This is a genomic window from Psychrobacillus sp. BM2 (assembly GCF_048572895.1).
Classification (GTDB): Bacteria; Bacillota; Bacilli; order Bacillales_A; family Planococcaceae; genus Psychrobacillus.
Genome location: NZ_CP183878.1, coordinates 4,235,257 through 4,250,465, shown reverse-complemented (window position 1 = coordinate 4,250,465; position 15,209 = coordinate 4,235,257). Strand labels below are relative to the sequence as shown.

The window sequence follows — 15,209 nt, the reverse complement described above, 5'->3', positions numbered from 1 at the left end:
AAAGATACAATTTCGTTCGCTATCTCGCTTCTTTATTGGGTAAACACTTACTATTTCTCTTTATTTCGACCAGATAAAAGAAAATCTACTTGCATCATCCTCATTACAGAACCGTATTTCTTAATTCAAAGACGAATTTATTACTAGATTTACTTTGACTACTATTATCATCTAAGCGATACGCGATGCTGAATCTTATAGTTTAGTACTACACTTTAAATTAATTGTAGTGAAATGTGGCGACTCCAGCGGGATAAGCGAGAAAGTCGAGACCCCGCAGGAAGCGAAGCGAACGAGGAGGCTCGGCCTCGCCCGCGGAGAGCGTCCACATGTAACGGAAATCAGTAGTATTATTCATCCTTTAAAGTCACATGGACCCAGTGTTTACCGGACATTTCAATATACTTTTCAATCTTTTTAAAAAACGCATGAATGGTTTGTGACCATCCATGCGTTTTCCTTTTTATAGATCATCAAAGCCATTATCAATTGCATTTACTTTTACGTATTGGCGCGATTTTTGTTCAAAGAAATCTGTTTTTGTACCATCAATATTATCTGCATAAGCACGTATCCATTTCATCGGATTATCTACATATCCTGGATAGATTTCATCCAGCCCAATGAGACGTAGCATTTTGTTGGCACGATATTTAATATACCCATGCATTTCTTCTAATTCGATTCCCTCAATATCAGCTAATACATATTCCGACCATTCTATTTCTAATTCTACGGATTCTTTAAATTGCTCATATACCCATCCGATTAGTTCTTCGTTATTTAGTTCTGGATTTTCAGAAAGAGTAGCTCTAAACAACTCCGATATAAATCGACCATGTTCTAGCTCGTCTCGGTTAATATAGCTGATCATTGTAGAAGTCCCTACCATTTTGTTATAGCGAGCAAGATTATAAAAGTAAGCAAAACCTGAATAGAAAAATAATCCTTCTAGCAAGGTAGTATATGTTAAGGTTTTTACTATATTTTCTGTCGTAGGATTTTCTACGAAGTCATTATAATACTTAGCGATATTTTGGTTACGCTTGAGTAAAATCTTGTCTGTTCTCCCAAATTCGAATGCCTTATTTTGCTGATCAAGTGATACTACGGAAGATAATACATACGAATAGCTTTCATTATGTACGGCTTCCTGCTGTGCAATGACTGCCATAATCGATTGAACCGATGGGTCGGTTGCATACAGCGATAGCAGTAGTGCAGTGCGTGTTTGAGGTGCATCCAATGTTGCTAGCAAGCCAATAATCTTCAAATAAGCATCCTGCTCCGACTGACTAAGGCTTGCGAACTGCTTAATATCATTGGACATATTTATTTCGTCTGCCTGCCAGTAGTTACCTAGCAAGCGCTTGTACATCTTATGCCAGTGGGGATACGCAATATCGTTCCAGTTTAATATTCCACTTGATCTACCATTAAAAATTCCTGTCGATTTATTTGGATTTCTAGGTTCTAATGTTTTTGCTTTTTGCATGCTCCAAAACTCCTTTTAACCATTTAGTTACCAGCTGTTCCTGGCTACCTCTCGGTGATTGTTCGATTTTCAAACCCGGATAAACACTTTCATAGAAATGAACTAATTTATTTACAGCATTACAAAACAAGTCATCTCCGCCAAACTGTGTGTCCCCAGTGCCAAAGACGTAGACATTATTGGGTTTGTCACCAACTTCTCTTGCAAAGTCCTTCATTTCCTCCGGGGTACTTCCCTTATCCCAAGTAAAAGTTCCAAGAAAAACAAGGTCATATTCAAACAAATTCGGTACCGTTCCATAGCCAATGCTATACAAATCTATATCGATGCCGTCAGCTTCCAATTGCACTTTTAATAGCTCCGCTACTTCTTCCGTATTTCCGCTATAGCTTAAATAACAAATGATGGCCTTCATTAGCTTGAACAAGAGTCGCAATCTACTAATTCAACGGAAGTGGAACGCACATAATAAGTTGTTTTCAGCCCACTATTCCAGGCATCTAAGTGTAAATCTAATAATTCTTTTGCTTTTATTGTATTTTGCACGTATAGATTTAACGAGACACCTTGGTCGATATGACGCTGACGGGCAGCATTTTGTTTAAGTGTCCAATGCTGATCAATGAAATAAGCAGATTTGTAGTACCAGGTTGTTTCGGAATTTAAATCCGGTACTGTAACTGGAATTTTATAATCCTTCTTCTCTTCTGAGTAAGATTTTTGGAAAATAGGGTCAATACTTGCAGTGCTTCCAGCTAAAATGGACGTAGAAGAATTAGGAGCAACTGCCATTAAATAACCGTTTCGTATTCCACTTTTGCTTATCTGCTCGCGTAGTTCATTCCACGAGTGGCTGTCGTACTTGCGATTGTCAAAATAGACTCCTGTTTGCCAATCTGACCCTTCGAATAATGGATATGCCCCTTTTTCCATTGCAAGCTCGGCAGAAGCTTTAATCGTTAAGTAAGCAACTTTTTCATATAATGCATCCGCAAGCTCTACAGCTTCATCCGATTCCCAGCGAATATTCTTTAGTGCGAGTAAATGATGCCAGCCAAATGTTCCAAGACCGATCCCTCTGTACCTAGAATTCGTACGTTCGGCTTGAGGAACTGGAATCATATTTAGGTCAATCACGTTATCGAGCATTCGAACTTGAATTTTTATAAGTTTCTCTAATACATCTGCCAGAACTGCTCGTCCTAGATTAATAGAAGACAAATTACATACGACAAAGTCCCCAGGTTTACGACGAGTGACAATGATATCTTCCTCAATTTGAATCGATTCGAATGTTGTTGCACTTTGGTTTTGGAAAATTTCTGTACAAAGATTACTACTATAGATCATCCCAGCATGTTTGTTTGGATTGCTACGATTGACTTCATCTCGGTAAAACATAAATGGCACACCTGTTTCTAGCTGAGAGCGCATAATCCGCTTCATCAAGTCAATAGCAGGAACTGTTTCCCGTGACAACCGATGATCGCTGACACATTCCTCATATCTTTGGCGGAATGAACCATCTCCTCGTTTTTCATCATAAAAATCTTCCAACGAATAGCCTTTTAGCTGACGAACTTCATGTGGATCAAATAAATGCCATTCCTCTCTAGCACCCACTTTCTCCATAAATAAATCCGGCAAACATACTCCAGTAAAGATATCGTGCGCACGAAGGCGATCATCCCCATTATTTAAACGTAGATCCAAAAATGTAAAGATATCTTTATGCCACACATCTAAGTAAACAGCCACTGCTCCTTGACGTTGTCCAAGTTGATCCACACTTACTGCCGTATTATTGAGTTGCTTAATCCAAGGTAGTACCCCGCTTGAAGCTCCGACAAAGCCTCTAATAGATGATCCACGGCTACGCACTTTACCCATATAAACACCGATACCACCACCAAATTTGGAAAGAGTCGCTACGTCCGTATTGCTATCGTAGATTCCTTGCAAACTATCGTCCACCGTATCAATAAAACAGCTTGAAAGCTGTCCATGTGGTTTTCCTGCATTCGAAAGTGTTGGAGTTGCTACTGTCATAAACAGGTTGCTCATTGCCCAATATGATTCTTTTATTTTCTCTAAACGATTTTCTTGTTCGTCTTTCATAAGCGTCATCGCAATTATAAGCCAACGCTCTTGTGGCAGTTCGACAATTGTTTTGTCGAAATCCTTAGCAACATATCTATCCAATAGCGTTTTCAGCCCAATATATGTAAATAGATAATCTCTCTCCTGTACTAGGATTTCAGATAGTTGCTCTAGTTCCTCTAGTGAATATGCTTGTGTCAGACGTTTGTCATAAATGCCTTTTTCACTTAATAGCTGTACATTTTTTGCAAATTCTGTATACACTGCATTTGTAGTTGTGTTTCTTCTCTCAGCTACTTGTTCGTAAACTTCGGCTAAATGGACTCTTGCTGCTACAAAGGTCCAGTACGTTTCTTGTTCATCGAGAAAACTTAATGCTTCAAGAGACATTGACTTCGACCAAGCAGCTATTGTACCTTCCGGGTGCTTTTGCATCCATCTTTCATGTGTTTTTAGAAGAGGAGCAATTTTTTCCTCCCCAAATTCTTTTATTAGGTTATGTAGGACTTCCTGTTTAGTTGTGTTTGAGATGATTGTCATGTGAATTCCTCCTATTTTTTAATCGAGTGCGGTTATGTAATGCTTGAATTGTTTTATGTGGTACTTATCACTTTTTATGTGGCCAACTCCTTTAAACTTCAACACAAAAAAGCGATGACACAGCCATCTTCGGCTGAGCCATCGCTCAAAATTAAAAGTGTAGGATACAACAAGACATATCGATCATTCGAGATAGAGGCCTTCGCTCCCACCTCTCAACCCCCGAAGAAAGTGTTGCTTACCGATGAAGAGGCAGGTCTACTGGCTCGTGTTTCACTCTTCTGCCGGCCTTCCCACGATTACTCGCAGTGGCTATTCAACAGTCGTCCACACTTACAGTTGCGGGGACAGCTTCGGCATTTTACCGAATTCCCTTTTAAACCATAAAGGTACCTTTTCATCGTTAACATACTATATATTGTGTTTAGTTCATTTATATAATCTAACATATTGTGTTTAAGTGAGCAACTCCTAAATTTAAGCTACTCAATTCTCTAGGAAAACTATTACATCAAGTGATTCAGCGACGACTTTTAGCTAAAATCACTGCGCATTATTTTTGCAAACATCAGGCCATTCAATCCGACCTCACTCTTTGGGATGAAGAAATACCAAGATTTTACCATCCTGAGCTTCATCAGAATAGCGTTCTGCTTCATCATCTGGGACTCCAATTTCCATAAGAGCATGCTTTAATCCTCCAGCACCAGAGCTGGCCCCTACAACTGCTCCGCCAATTGTTGTAATAATAGGACCTGCTGCCAACACAGCACCAAATCCGGGAATCAATACAGTGGATAACCCTGCTATCACGCCCGCTATGCCAATTGCTCCTCCAGTTATAGCTCCAGCAATGGCTCCATCCTTAGTCGAGGGTTTTAGTTCCTGTGTGATTTCTGATAATTCTTTTGTATTTTTAGCAATAACTGAAATTTCTTCAGTTGTATAGCCTTTCTCTTTTAAATCTTCAACAACTTCGGACACTTGATGTTCATTTTCGTATACGCCAATAACATGATTCTTCATTAAAAATTACCTCCTGTTTGCTTCAACTATGTATTCTTTACCCGTTCTTTAATTTTTCTAGACACATTTCATCTTCAAGCTTCATTCTTTATAGAATTTAAGTGAACACTTTCACAATCTTATGTTTATCTCAACATCAATAGCCAGTACCAATATTATATAGGAAAACCCATTCTCTATATCTAATCTGAGCAATTTTAAAAAAAGCACTGCCAGAGGCAATGCTTTTTTCCCTATAGCTTTGTACCACTTCACGCAGTACTTAATAATATTTGCTATCTTGTTTAAAAAAATACAATTACCGCAAGAATTATCGCTACCACAATGCGATAAATTGCAAATGGAACTAGCTTAATACGAGAAACTAATTTTAAGAAGAACTTAATAGAAATAAGTGCAAATACAAATGCGCTTAGAAAGCCTACTGCATAAAAGCCCATATCACTCATATTAATCTCATCAAAGTTTTTCACTACAGATACTAAGCTTGCACCGGCCATGATAGGCACAGCCATAATGAAAGTGAAGTCTGCTGCTGTTTTATGACTCATTCCGAACAATACCCCACCGGAGATTGTTGCACCTGAGCGAGAAAACCCTGGCCATAATGATAAACATTGTACTAGACCAACTTTGAATGCTTGCGCATATGTAATTTGGTCCAAGCTTACGATGCTCGGTTTTTTAGGTCCAAATTTGTCAGCAATTATCATGAAAATAGCACCAGCTACCAAACTGAAAATAACATATTCCACCCTAAATAAATGCTCATCGATAAAATTTTCTAATAGTACCCCTAATACTCCAGCTGGGATAATACCAACAATAACATGAAGCAGATTGAATTGTTTGCTCGATTCTTCCGTGTCTATTTTATATAACCCAACTAAACTAAATAATCTTTTCCACATGACCACTACTACCGCTAAAATCGACCCAAGCTGAATAACAATTTTAAATGTATTGGCGGAGTATTTTCCTAAAAATTCTTCTGTTTTCAACCACATATCATCAACAATAATCATATGTCCCGTAGATGATACCGGCGCAAACTCTGTCATTCCCTCTACAAAACCTAATATAAGTGCTTTTAATAACTCTAAAATTTCCATATGATCTCCTTAGTCCCGTTTTTTAAAATACCAAATAAGAAATGCGATACCACCAATTGCTATGATTGCATACACGATGTTGGAGTAAATATCCATATATCCAACAATTTCATCCCAATTATCTCCTACCGCTGCTCCAACTGAAACTAATACCGTATTCCATATTAATGTTCCAAGCGTTGTAAATAGAAGAAATAACCCAAACTTCATATTTGACATACCAGCAGGAATCGAAATAAGACTTCTTACAAGAGGTACTAGTCTTCCGAAAAACACCGCCCATACGCCGTATTTATCGAACCAAGCGTCTGCTTTGTGTATGTCCTTGATGGTTAATCTTAAGAATTTCCCGTATTTCCCTACAATTTTCTCCAAACGCTCTACATCTAACAATAATCCGATACCATACAAAATCGCTGCCCCAATAACAGATCCTGCTGTAGATGCAATAATAATACCGAACTTTGTCATACTCGTAGTCGTTGTCATAAATCCTCCCAGTGTCAAAATCACTTCAGAAGGAATTGGTGGGAAAATATTTTCTGCCAAAATTAATAAAAATACTCCCAGATAACCAAACTGATTCATCCAGTCTGTAATCCATGCTTCCATTATACTTCCCCATCCTCTAACTTAATGTTTACTGACCATAGCTCCGATTGGCTCCCTAACCTTATAGGTGGACCCCAAAAACCAAACCCAGAAGATACAATTGCATGTAAACTTCCTTTTTGCCTATAGCCATAATCTAATTCAAATATCTTTCTTGTAAATAAATGATTTGGCCACATTTGACCAAGATGTGTATGGCCAGACACATGAAAGTCTACCTTTTCCTTCTCAGGTATCAATAAATTAGAAGGTGTATGATCCATTACAAACCAAGGTAAATCTCTTTCTTCGGGAGATAACTCGGATAATTGCTTTCTTTTTTTATTCGTCAAGTCTTCACGACCTGTCAAATAGAACGAATCAGCCACTAAAATAGTTTCATCTAAAAGCATACGAACGTTCGAGGCCTCCATCTCTTCTACTAATAGTGGAATTTTCTTTCCATAGTATTCATGATTTCCAAGCACCCCATATATACCATACGTAGAAGTGAGCTGTTTCATAACTTCTGACATACCTTTTTGAACAAACCAAATAGGATCATCATCGACTAAATCCCCTGCTAACAACACTAAATCCGGCTTCTCAGCATTTGCCTTTTTCACAAATCTAGTTAAATGCGCCCTATTGGATAATAAACCAAGATGGAAATCAGATGCAACCACTACTTTAATAGATTCTAGCTTGGAACCCTTTTTAGGCAACATTATAGAAAGTTCTCGAACAACCGGTGTGTATGCGTTATACGTGCCTAATATTAATATGAAGATGAAAATCCCAAAAACTATCCACCCTATTAAGTTTAAATGACTCGGGAAAATCCATGTAAGAACGGTCGCTATCGGAAAAAGGATAATCCCATACTGCATTACAATAATCCAATAGGAACCTACTATACTAAATAGTCTCAGCTTATGACTGAATCTCCCAATGATAAATCCAAAAGCAACTAGTCCCCAGACGATGCCAAACAGCCATATATTTATAGGGATATATAACTCTAACCAAGTGGCGACGTTCCAACCAAAGTAAAATACAATGGCAGAATATAAGAGTATTGCTACTGCTACTCCAGCGATTCTTTTCATGTGGCATTTCTCCAATGTATGTATTTTTAACTTACCAAAAAATCAGGCACCAAAACTAATTCCTGACCGCTTTTTCATAAGTATAGCAGAAATTGTCCTAGTACTCCTAAGCCTCTAGACCGATAGGAAAATCGATTCTAAGCCCGTTTGGAATTGTTTTTAGAATTGATAAGCTAGTAATACAAACGAGAGGAGGAACAAACATATGAAAAAGTTTGGTTTATTAACACTAGGAATTATCGCAGGGATTGTAGCATTAGTTAACTTAGGTTCACTTTTAGCTCTTGGGGTTTCAGCGGCTATCGTCTTTGCTGGGGTGCATTTTTACTTAAAGAGTGAGTCCACGTTTTTGAAAATATTTTGGGCAAGCGTAGGTATCGTTGGTTTAATCACCGCGGTTGTAAACGTACCTGGATTCTTCGCTATCTTAGCATTTTTGGCAGTTTGGTATGTAGTGAAAAAATGGAACAACGAAGCAGTTAGCTTTTCATCACCAATCGTTAAAACAGATGACCCATTTGTAAACTTTGAAAAACAATGGAACGAGCTTTCAAAATAAGGAGGAAACCAAAATGACATCACTATTAAACAGATTAAAATATTCAATAGAAGCAGATTTACACAAGCTATTTGACAAAAAAGAAGAGAAAAACCCGATTGCAATGCTAAACCAATACATTCGTGAAGCAGAAAGACAAACAGAGCAAACTGGTAAATGGTTAGAACGCCAAGGAAATTTAAAACAAGAACTTGAAAAAGAACTAACTGAAACTCTACAAATGGTTGAAAAACGCAAAAACCAAGTAGAGCTTGCAACTACAAGCGGCGAGGAAGACCTAGCAGCATTTGCTTTAGCTGAAGTAAACGCATACGAAGAACGTGCCACTGTATTACAAAACAGTATTCACCAAACAACGGAAGAGCTTTTCGGATTAGAACGTAAATACGAAGAAATGAAACATAAAATCAAAGACATGAAAGTTCGTCAATTACAATTGATGGGAAAAGAAAATGTAACTCGTGCACACCATCAAATGGATCGCATTCTACAACCAGAACAAAAAGAAAAGAATTTCGGCACATTCCAAGACATGGAACAATACATCGAACGCCTTGGACAAAAGATTGAAAAAGAGCATGAAATCACTTCGATGGAGCAACGTTTAGAAATGTTAGAAAAAAACGCACAAAAGAAAGAAGAAATTGTGTAAACTAGAAGAAAGGCGCAAGACGCCGCTCTGCTGCGAAAGGCACTGGAAGACTTGAAGTAAAGGCGTCCTTTGCCTTTTCAGCAAGTCTGAAGTGATCGAGCAGCTGGCGTCTGGAGCTAGACAGATAGAAGGATTAGCAGGTATTAAGTAGAGGAGAAGGCATTCGCCTTCTCCTTACTAATCCTTATCCCGGTTTAACAGGCTGTATTTCCCCTTGGGTAACAGCCTGTAAAGCCCCGATGTAGAACATAGACGAAAACGCCACGTCGTGTGGCTTCATCTATGTGACTCACATCCTGTGAGCCTCAACCCAACTGGCTGTTGGTCACCTAATGCGAAGAAGGAGGAATACTCATTATGAAAGAAAACCAAACAAACAAGCTTGCTTTTATACTCATTTGTTTTGTTTTCCTTATGTTCATAGAGGCTACAATTTTTGGAAATGGCAGTATTGTATTAGTTCTTCTTGGCATCGGGATGATGTATTTTAGCATGCGAAAACGTACTCGATTTTTATTTTGGTCAGGATTTACTCTTTTAATCATAGCGGTTTTTTCAATGTGGAGCTTACGACTTCTACTACTCGCTTTAATGGGGTACATCCTGTATAAACTATGGAAAAATGAACCTATTCAAAAAATGGTTCGTCCATTTGACACAGTATATAAAGAAACTCCGAATAGTATTATTCAAAATAAATTATTTTCTTCTCAAACGACTCCATTTAATGCTTATGAGTGGCAAGATGTCCATGTACAGAGCTTTTATGGAGAACAAGTGATTGATGTAACTCAAACGGTATTACCAAAGGGTACTTCCTTCATTTCCATTCGTCAGTCCCTTGGAAAAGTAACCATCTATGTACCGTATGAAATTCCTGTAAGACTACATTACGCGACTGTTATTGGAGAGGCGAATATCTTCGGCCGCGGTATACAGCGGTTATGGAACCAATCTGTTCTAGTGAAAGATGGCTATTTAGAAGACGTCACTTACGCTTCAGAGTTAGTTATTACCGTATCTACTTGGATTGGGGATATTGAGGTGATTCGCAAATGAAGATTGTTTTTGGGCAAGGTCTCTCTATTTTCACTATTTTGCTGACACTGGCAGCGCTTTTACTTTATGCACTATGGGGCTGGCCAAATGAAGAAGCTTGGTGGTCCTTACTAGAAATAAAATATGCAGAGGTTCCTTTTGGAGCTTGGATAATTATCATCCTTGCAATTATGAGTTTTAGTTTTTCAATGAACACGCTACAAAAGGTTCGAGATCAGGAGAAGAAGATCGATACTAGCCTGCGTCCTTTACTTGCGGCAGAAACATTTGTACCAGCGAAGAAAAAGTATACCTACTCAAAGCGATTACATGTTACGACAACTCAACTAGAACAACTTATAATGACACAGCGCAAGACATTACAACGTATTACAAATGAAAAAGCAGAAGCACAAGATAAAGTTATTCAGGAACGTATCGTGCAGGAAAGACAGCGACTAGCTAGAGAGCTACATGATTCCGTATCTCAGCAATTATTTGCTGCATCGATGCTATTATCCACTATGGTAGAAATAGAAGAAGCACAGCATGAAAAAGCCCCAAAAACATTGCTACAAACCGAAAAAATTGTACAACAGGCTCAATTAGAAATGCGCGCACTATTACTGCATCTCCGTCCGGCAGCCCTTCATGACAAAACGTTAAAGGAAGGTTTAGAAGAGTTGCTTATGGAATTACAAGAAAAGGTATTTTTCACGATTCGTTATCGCTTAGAAGACGTTCCATTATCGAAAGGTGCCGAAGATCATTTATTTCGAATCGCACAGGAAACATTATCCAATACATTGCGGCATGCAAATGCTACGGAAGTCGATATATTATTCGTTGAACGTGATAATCTTGCTATCTTCCGCGTTCAGGATAACGGCGTCGGGTTTGAACAGGTTGATTCTAAAAATGGCTCTTACGGGTTGCAAAGTGTACAGGAACGAGCAGTGGAAATCGGCGCAACATGTAAGATTGTTTCTGTTCCTTCCCAAGGTACAATTGTAGAAGTGAAGTTACCGATTGAGAAAAAAGATATTGAAACAATCCAGTTTGAGAAAGGAGAGTGAGAAAATGATTCGAATCTTATTAGCCGATGACCATGAAATGGTGCGTATCGGCGTCTCCGCATACTTGCAGGCTCAGCCAGATATGGAAGTAGTTGCAGAAGCTATTAATGGAAAAGAAGCGGTGAAAATGGCACTTGAGCACAGACCCGATATCATTTTAATGGATATGGTGATGCCGATTATGAATGGTGCAGAGGCTACACGCGAAATTGTCGAGCAATGGCCAGAGGCAAAAGTAATGATTGTCACGAGCTTTATCGATGACGACAAAGTGTACCCTGCACTTGAAGCTGGTGCGATTAGTTATTTGTTGAAAACGTCGAAAGCCTCTCATATTGCAGACTCTATTCGCAAAACATTAAATGGAGACGCGGTATTAGAGCCTGAAGTAACAAACAAAATGATGAAGCGTATGCGCCAAGGATCAGACCACGCCCTCCATGAAGATTTAACGGACCGAGAGCATGAAGTACTATTGCTCATGGCAGAAGGTAAAACAAATCAAGATATTGCGAACACCCTCTTTATAGCATTAAAAACAGCCAAAACACATGTCAGCAATATTTTATCGAAGCTCGAAGTAAGTGATCGTACACAAGCCGTTATCTATGCATTTGAACATAAATTAGTTCCCACAAAAAAATAACTTTTTTGCTCCCGCCAACATATGCTAGTAAAAAGATAGCATAAAGGATGTTAGTGCGCATGAACTCACCAGACCCTAACGAGCCGGAGAATGAGCTACCGACTAACCTAGCCGATAAAGTTGGATTTTTAGGTACTGTTGTTGTAACAATCGGATACATTATTGAAACCATCGGTGAAGGCATCGCTCTCTCCGAATTGGCTCAGGAAGAAAAGAGTGTAGAACAAAACAAGCAAGTAAACCAGCAGCAACTCTCAGATATACAAAGTAAATTGGATTATTTAATAAACGAAATAAATGCGATGAAAAAAAAGGATGACCATTTTAGAAAATGGTGATCCTTTTTTATGTTTGGTTCTGTTAGTGTTGATTGTTGACTTTTTCTGTGTTTTTTTACTAAAGTACCTCATTAGTAAAAGTAGAGCTAAATTTTCCTGTTTAATAAATTTATTAAATAGTACATGAGTGAAATCAAAAATGATAGAAGTATAATGATTATTGTACCAAATGTATAAACCGCTGATTCGGCATAATCACCGCCATCAAACACACCAGCAAATAGAAAAAATAAAATTACACTAGCCATTAATGTCAAGAAAAATATACTAATATATTTGGACATATTCTCCCCCTCTGCAATTTAACTTTATCTACTATTACGCCTCTCAGTCAAATATCCCTCCTTATTGAAAGTAAAGCACCAATAAAGATAAAACCATCATTATTGCCTAACCAAATAAGTCCAGTAGTAGGCAAATCAATATCATCTACAAATACTCGTCCTGGATTTACTCCTTCTTGGAGTAAAGTACACGCTAGTTAAAGAAGAGTCCTGATTTGAACAAAGTCGAACAAAAAAGGATTTTTCTTCGTACCTGTAAGGGCTTTTTGGAATAAAGATTGAGTTAATGTTATTAACCTACCTGTAAACCTAATTATTTATAACTTAAAATGTCTTACTAACTCATTTAGTTCTTCAGCTAATTCGGCTAGTTGAACCGAGCTCCCAGCTACTTCTTCCATAATGCTGCTTATTTGTTGAGAAGATGCAGATGTTTGTTCAACACCAGCTGCTGATTCTTCAGAAACAGAAGCAATTTCTTGAATTGCTCCATTCATCTGCTGTGCATTTGCTGTAATTTCAACTAAGTTTTCAGCAATAGTTGTAATACTATCGACCATTTCTGTTACAGCGTCACTAATTTTACGGAAAGTCTTGCCAGTTGATTCTATCTGCGCTTTTCCTTGTTCAACTTCCTTATATCCACCTTGTAGCGATTCCGATACAAGACCCGCTTCTTTTTGAATGTTACCTACTATACCAGTTATATTCGTTACAGAATCAGATACTTGTTCAGCAAGTTTTCTTACTTCATCTGCTACTACCGCGAATCCTTTTCCATGCTCTCCAGCCCTTGCAGCTTCGATTGCAGCATTTAATGCTAGAAGATTAGTTTGGTCAGAAACGTCCTTAATCACGGTTACTAAATTTGAAATTTCTTGTGATTGCTGGTCTAGCCCTTTAACCTTATTGACTGAATCGCGCACAATATTATCAACTTTTTCCATCTGAACGATTGAATTTTTCATTAACTCAGTTCCATCTTTAGTCATGTTTAAAACAACTTTTGAATTTGCTTCTATGCGGTAACCATTTTCATTTGCTTCTTGAACTTTATCAGCAAAATTATTCATACCAGATGATAAATCACTCGCATTATTGGCTTGAGTTTCAGAACCAGCTGCTAACTCTTGCATAGTAGATGCTACTTGTTCTGATCCCGTTTTTACTTCATTTGCGGATTGAGTCAATTCTTCACTTTGACTACTTACTGATTCAGAAACTATATTGATTTGACTTATTATATCTCGCAAGTTCTGATTCAATTGGTTTGTAGACGTTACTAATTTACCTATTTCATCTTTAGATTTTGATTTTAATTCTTCCTTACTTAAATTACCTAAAGCTAATTGCTCCATTACATTTGTAACATGAGGAATTTCTCTTAACATACGTTTTAACAGGAAGAATACTAAGACAATAAGGATGAAACAAGCAATACCAAAATATAAACTCATCATGAATGTAAAAGTGTTAAGACTACTTAATGCTTCCTCTTGTGTTATAGATGTTCCAACTGACCAATTAGTTGTTGAAACTGGTGAATACCCGATATATTCTAAGCCATTATTTACTTGCGTTAATCTAAGCCCTTTTTCACCCCCAACCATTTTCTTGCCCACATTTCCTATCTCACCAGAAAGTGATTGAAGTTTTTGTTCCAGTATTAACTCACTGTTTGGATGATATAGTATGGTTCCATCGTTGGAGAGTAAAAATGAATATCCATTTTCCCCCATCTTATAAGATTGCATTAATTGCGGTAATTCGTCTAAAAATATGTCTATCGCAACGATACCAATCGTATTTCCGCCCTCTTTAATTGGTTTCATAGCACTTAAAATCATTTTCCCAAATACTTCATCCATATATGGCTCAGTAAAATATATGTCATCTTCTTCTAAGGCTTGTTCATACCAAGGTCTGCCTTTTATATCGAAGCTTGGATCCGATACTACGTTATTACTTCCAACTAGAAAATTGGACTTATTGCTGGCAATCCAAGCCATCGCAATAGTATCATCTGTTTTAACAGTCTCATCCAGTGATTTTAAAACCCCATCATAATACGAATTTGTCGTTGCTTCATCCCTTGATCCAGCGGTATTCAAGTATTTTAGTATTTCCTGATTTGTGGCAATTTGTCTTACAATTGTTCCTTTTTCTGCAAACATATTATTAACTTGATCAGCAATTGCGTCACTTTTCGTCGATACGTTTTCTTCTACACTTTGAACTAATATTGATTTCGTATAAGAGTTAATCAGAAATCCTGTAATTGAAAATACAATTATAATAGCTATAAAAAGAGCAAAAGCTACTTTTGTTGAAATACTATTTCTTATCCAAGAAAACAAATTTAACTTCGTTTCATTATTTTTTTTCATCATTCATACATTCCTTCCTATCGTGCATAGTAGAGCTGGTATCTTTTAAAAGGCTTTGTGTAACACTTCCTCTACTCTATTCTCGAAAAAAGTTTTACAACAAATTCAATTTATAACCTGCTCGTATAGTCTCCGAAACCATTCTTTGTTGTCCCACCGCTAACGCATAAAAATTTTAGCTCCGGAATTTACCTTTTAACCGCATTGCCTATTCTAGCAATTTAATCGCATTAGATCGAAGAGAAATTGATAAACT

At 37.6% G+C, this 15,209-nt stretch carries 14 protein-coding genes, 1 pseudogene and 1 riboswitch; of the genes and pseudogenes, 6 read left to right on the top strand and 9 right to left on the bottom strand.

The features are described 5' to 3' along the window. Window positions 1-463 precede the first annotated feature (463 nt). From ACN6MX_RS21000 to ACN6MX_RS20970, 7 genes are all read right to left on the bottom strand, one after another. Complete coding sequence (locus tag ACN6MX_RS21000; protein WP_419960656.1) at window positions 464-1,495, bottom strand: ribonucleotide-diphosphate reductase subunit beta; 1,032 nt, start codon at window positions 1,493-1,495, stop codon at window positions 464-466. Next, a complete protein-coding gene (locus ACN6MX_RS20995; protein WP_419960655.1) occupies window positions 1,467-1,922 on the bottom strand; it encodes a flavodoxin in 456 nt (151 codons plus the stop codon). The genes ACN6MX_RS21000 and ACN6MX_RS20995 overlap by 29 nt, the downstream gene beginning before the upstream one ends. Next, a complete protein-coding gene (locus tag ACN6MX_RS20990; RefSeq protein WP_419960654.1) occupies window positions 1,910-4,135 on the bottom strand; it encodes a ribonucleoside-diphosphate reductase subunit alpha in 2,226 nt (741 codons plus the stop codon). The genes ACN6MX_RS20995 and ACN6MX_RS20990 overlap by 13 nt, the downstream gene beginning before the upstream one ends. Window positions 4,136-4,368: 233 nt before the next feature. Further along, a riboswitch (cobalamin riboswitch) is annotated at window positions 4,369-4,547 on the bottom strand. A gap of 176 nt (window positions 4,548-4,723) precedes the next feature. Then, window positions 4,724-5,161 (bottom strand): general stress protein, encoded by a 438-nt coding sequence (locus ACN6MX_RS20985; RefSeq protein ID WP_419960653.1) that lies wholly within the window; start codon window positions 5,159-5,161, stop codon window positions 4,724-4,726. A 284-nt stretch (window positions 5,162-5,445) separates the two neighbouring features. Further along, window positions 5,446-6,273, bottom strand: coding sequence for an undecaprenyl-diphosphate phosphatase (locus ACN6MX_RS20980; protein ID WP_419960652.1), 828 nt, complete (start codon window positions 6,271-6,273; stop codon window positions 5,446-5,448). A gap of 9 nt (window positions 6,274-6,282) precedes the next feature. After that, window positions 6,283-6,885, bottom strand: coding sequence for a DedA family protein (locus tag ACN6MX_RS20975; protein ID WP_419960651.1), 603 nt, complete (start codon window positions 6,883-6,885; stop codon window positions 6,283-6,285). Next, entirely contained in the window at window positions 6,885-7,973 is a 1,089-nt protein-coding gene (locus ACN6MX_RS20970; RefSeq protein ID WP_419960650.1) for a metallophosphoesterase, read from the bottom strand. Before ACN6MX_RS20970 ends, ACN6MX_RS20975 begins: the two co-directional genes overlap by 1 nt. A gap of 205 nt (window positions 7,974-8,178) precedes the next feature. Between ACN6MX_RS20970 and ACN6MX_RS20965 the strand changes: the two genes are divergently transcribed. The 6 genes from ACN6MX_RS20965 (at window position 8,179) to ACN6MX_RS20940 (ending at window position 12,282) form a co-directional block, all read left to right on the top strand. Then, window positions 8,179-8,532 (top strand): ABC transporter permease, encoded by a 354-nt coding sequence (locus ACN6MX_RS20965; protein WP_419960649.1) that lies wholly within the window; start codon window positions 8,179-8,181, stop codon window positions 8,530-8,532. Window positions 8,533-8,545: 13 nt separating this feature from the next. After that, window positions 8,546-9,184 (top strand): PspA/IM30 family protein, encoded by a 639-nt coding sequence (locus ACN6MX_RS20960; RefSeq protein WP_419960648.1) that lies wholly within the window; start codon window positions 8,546-8,548, stop codon window positions 9,182-9,184. Between the two features lie 357 nt (window positions 9,185-9,541). Then, window positions 9,542-10,243, top strand: coding sequence for a cell wall-active antibiotics response protein LiaF (liaF, locus tag ACN6MX_RS20955; protein WP_419960647.1), 702 nt, complete (start codon window positions 9,542-9,544; stop codon window positions 10,241-10,243). Continuing rightward, window positions 10,240-11,298: a sensor histidine kinase gene (locus ACN6MX_RS20950; protein WP_419960646.1), complete on the top strand. Its 1,059-nt coding sequence runs from the start codon at window positions 10,240-10,242 to the stop codon at window positions 11,296-11,298. Before liaF ends, ACN6MX_RS20950 begins: the two co-directional genes overlap by 4 nt. A 4-nt stretch (window positions 11,299-11,302) precedes the next feature. Next, complete coding sequence (locus tag ACN6MX_RS20945; protein ID WP_419960645.1) at window positions 11,303-11,944, top strand: response regulator; 642 nt, start codon at window positions 11,303-11,305, stop codon at window positions 11,942-11,944. 59 nt (window positions 11,945-12,003) lie between these two features. Continuing rightward, the gene (locus tag ACN6MX_RS20940; protein ID WP_419960644.1) at window positions 12,004-12,282 is read left to right on the top strand and encodes a hypothetical protein; all 279 of its coding nucleotides are present in this window, start codon (window positions 12,004-12,006) and stop codon (window positions 12,280-12,282) included. 361 nt (window positions 12,283-12,643) lie between these two features. On the opposite strand, the pseudogene ACN6MX_RS20935 reads toward ACN6MX_RS20940, so the two are convergent. Together ACN6MX_RS20935 and ACN6MX_RS20930 are read right to left on the bottom strand one after the other, a co-directional pair. Beyond that, window positions 12,644-12,739 (bottom strand): annotated as a pseudogene (locus ACN6MX_RS20935) (GNAT family N-acetyltransferase); the annotation flags it as partial. Between the two features lie 144 nt (window positions 12,740-12,883). After that, window positions 12,884-14,956 carry a methyl-accepting chemotaxis protein gene (locus ACN6MX_RS20930; protein ID WP_419960643.1) on the bottom strand — a complete coding sequence of 691 codons (2,073 nt, stop codon included), beginning with the start codon at window positions 14,954-14,956 and terminating at the stop codon, window positions 12,884-12,886. Window positions 14,957-15,209: the final 253 nt, after the last annotated feature.

Excerpts from the sequence above, each read along its gene's own strand:
- ACN6MX_RS20985 (WP_419960653.1), bottom strand. The coding sequence starts at position 5,161 with ATGAAGAATCATGTTATTGGCGTATACGAAAATGAACATCAAGTGTCC.
- ACN6MX_RS20980 (WP_419960652.1), bottom strand. The coding sequence starts at position 6,273 with ATGGAAATTTTAGAGTTATTAAAAGCACTTATATTAGGTTTTGTAGAG.
- ACN6MX_RS21000 (WP_419960656.1), bottom strand. The coding sequence starts at position 1,495 with ATGCAAAAAGCAAAAACATTAGAACCTAGAAATCCAAATAAATCGACA.
- ACN6MX_RS20990 (WP_419960654.1), bottom strand. The coding sequence starts at position 4,135 with ATGACAATCATCTCAAACACAACTAAACAGGAAGTCCTACATAACCTA.
- ACN6MX_RS20930 (WP_419960643.1), bottom strand. The coding sequence starts at position 14,956 with ATGATGAAAAAAAATAATGAAACGAAGTTAAATTTGTTTTCTTGGATA.
- ACN6MX_RS20975 (WP_419960651.1), bottom strand. The coding sequence starts at position 6,885 with ATGGAAGCATGGATTACAGACTGGATGAATCAGTTTGGTTATCTGGGA.
- ACN6MX_RS20950 (WP_419960646.1), top strand. The coding sequence starts at position 10,240 with ATGAAGATTGTTTTTGGGCAAGGTCTCTCTATTTTCACTATTTTGCTG.
- ACN6MX_RS20965 (WP_419960649.1), top strand. The coding sequence starts at position 8,179 with ATGAAAAAGTTTGGTTTATTAACACTAGGAATTATCGCAGGGATTGTA.
- ACN6MX_RS20940 (WP_419960644.1), top strand. The coding sequence starts at position 12,004 with ATGAACTCACCAGACCCTAACGAGCCGGAGAATGAGCTACCGACTAAC.
- liaF (WP_419960647.1), top strand. The coding sequence starts at position 9,542 with ATGAAAGAAAACCAAACAAACAAGCTTGCTTTTATACTCATTTGTTTT.
- ACN6MX_RS20960 (WP_419960648.1), top strand. The coding sequence starts at position 8,546 with ATGACATCACTATTAAACAGATTAAAATATTCAATAGAAGCAGATTTA.
- ACN6MX_RS20945 (WP_419960645.1), top strand. The coding sequence starts at position 11,303 with ATGATTCGAATCTTATTAGCCGATGACCATGAAATGGTGCGTATCGGC.
- ACN6MX_RS20970 (WP_419960650.1), bottom strand. The coding sequence starts at position 7,973 with ATGAAAAGAATCGCTGGAGTAGCAGTAGCAATACTCTTATATTCTGCC.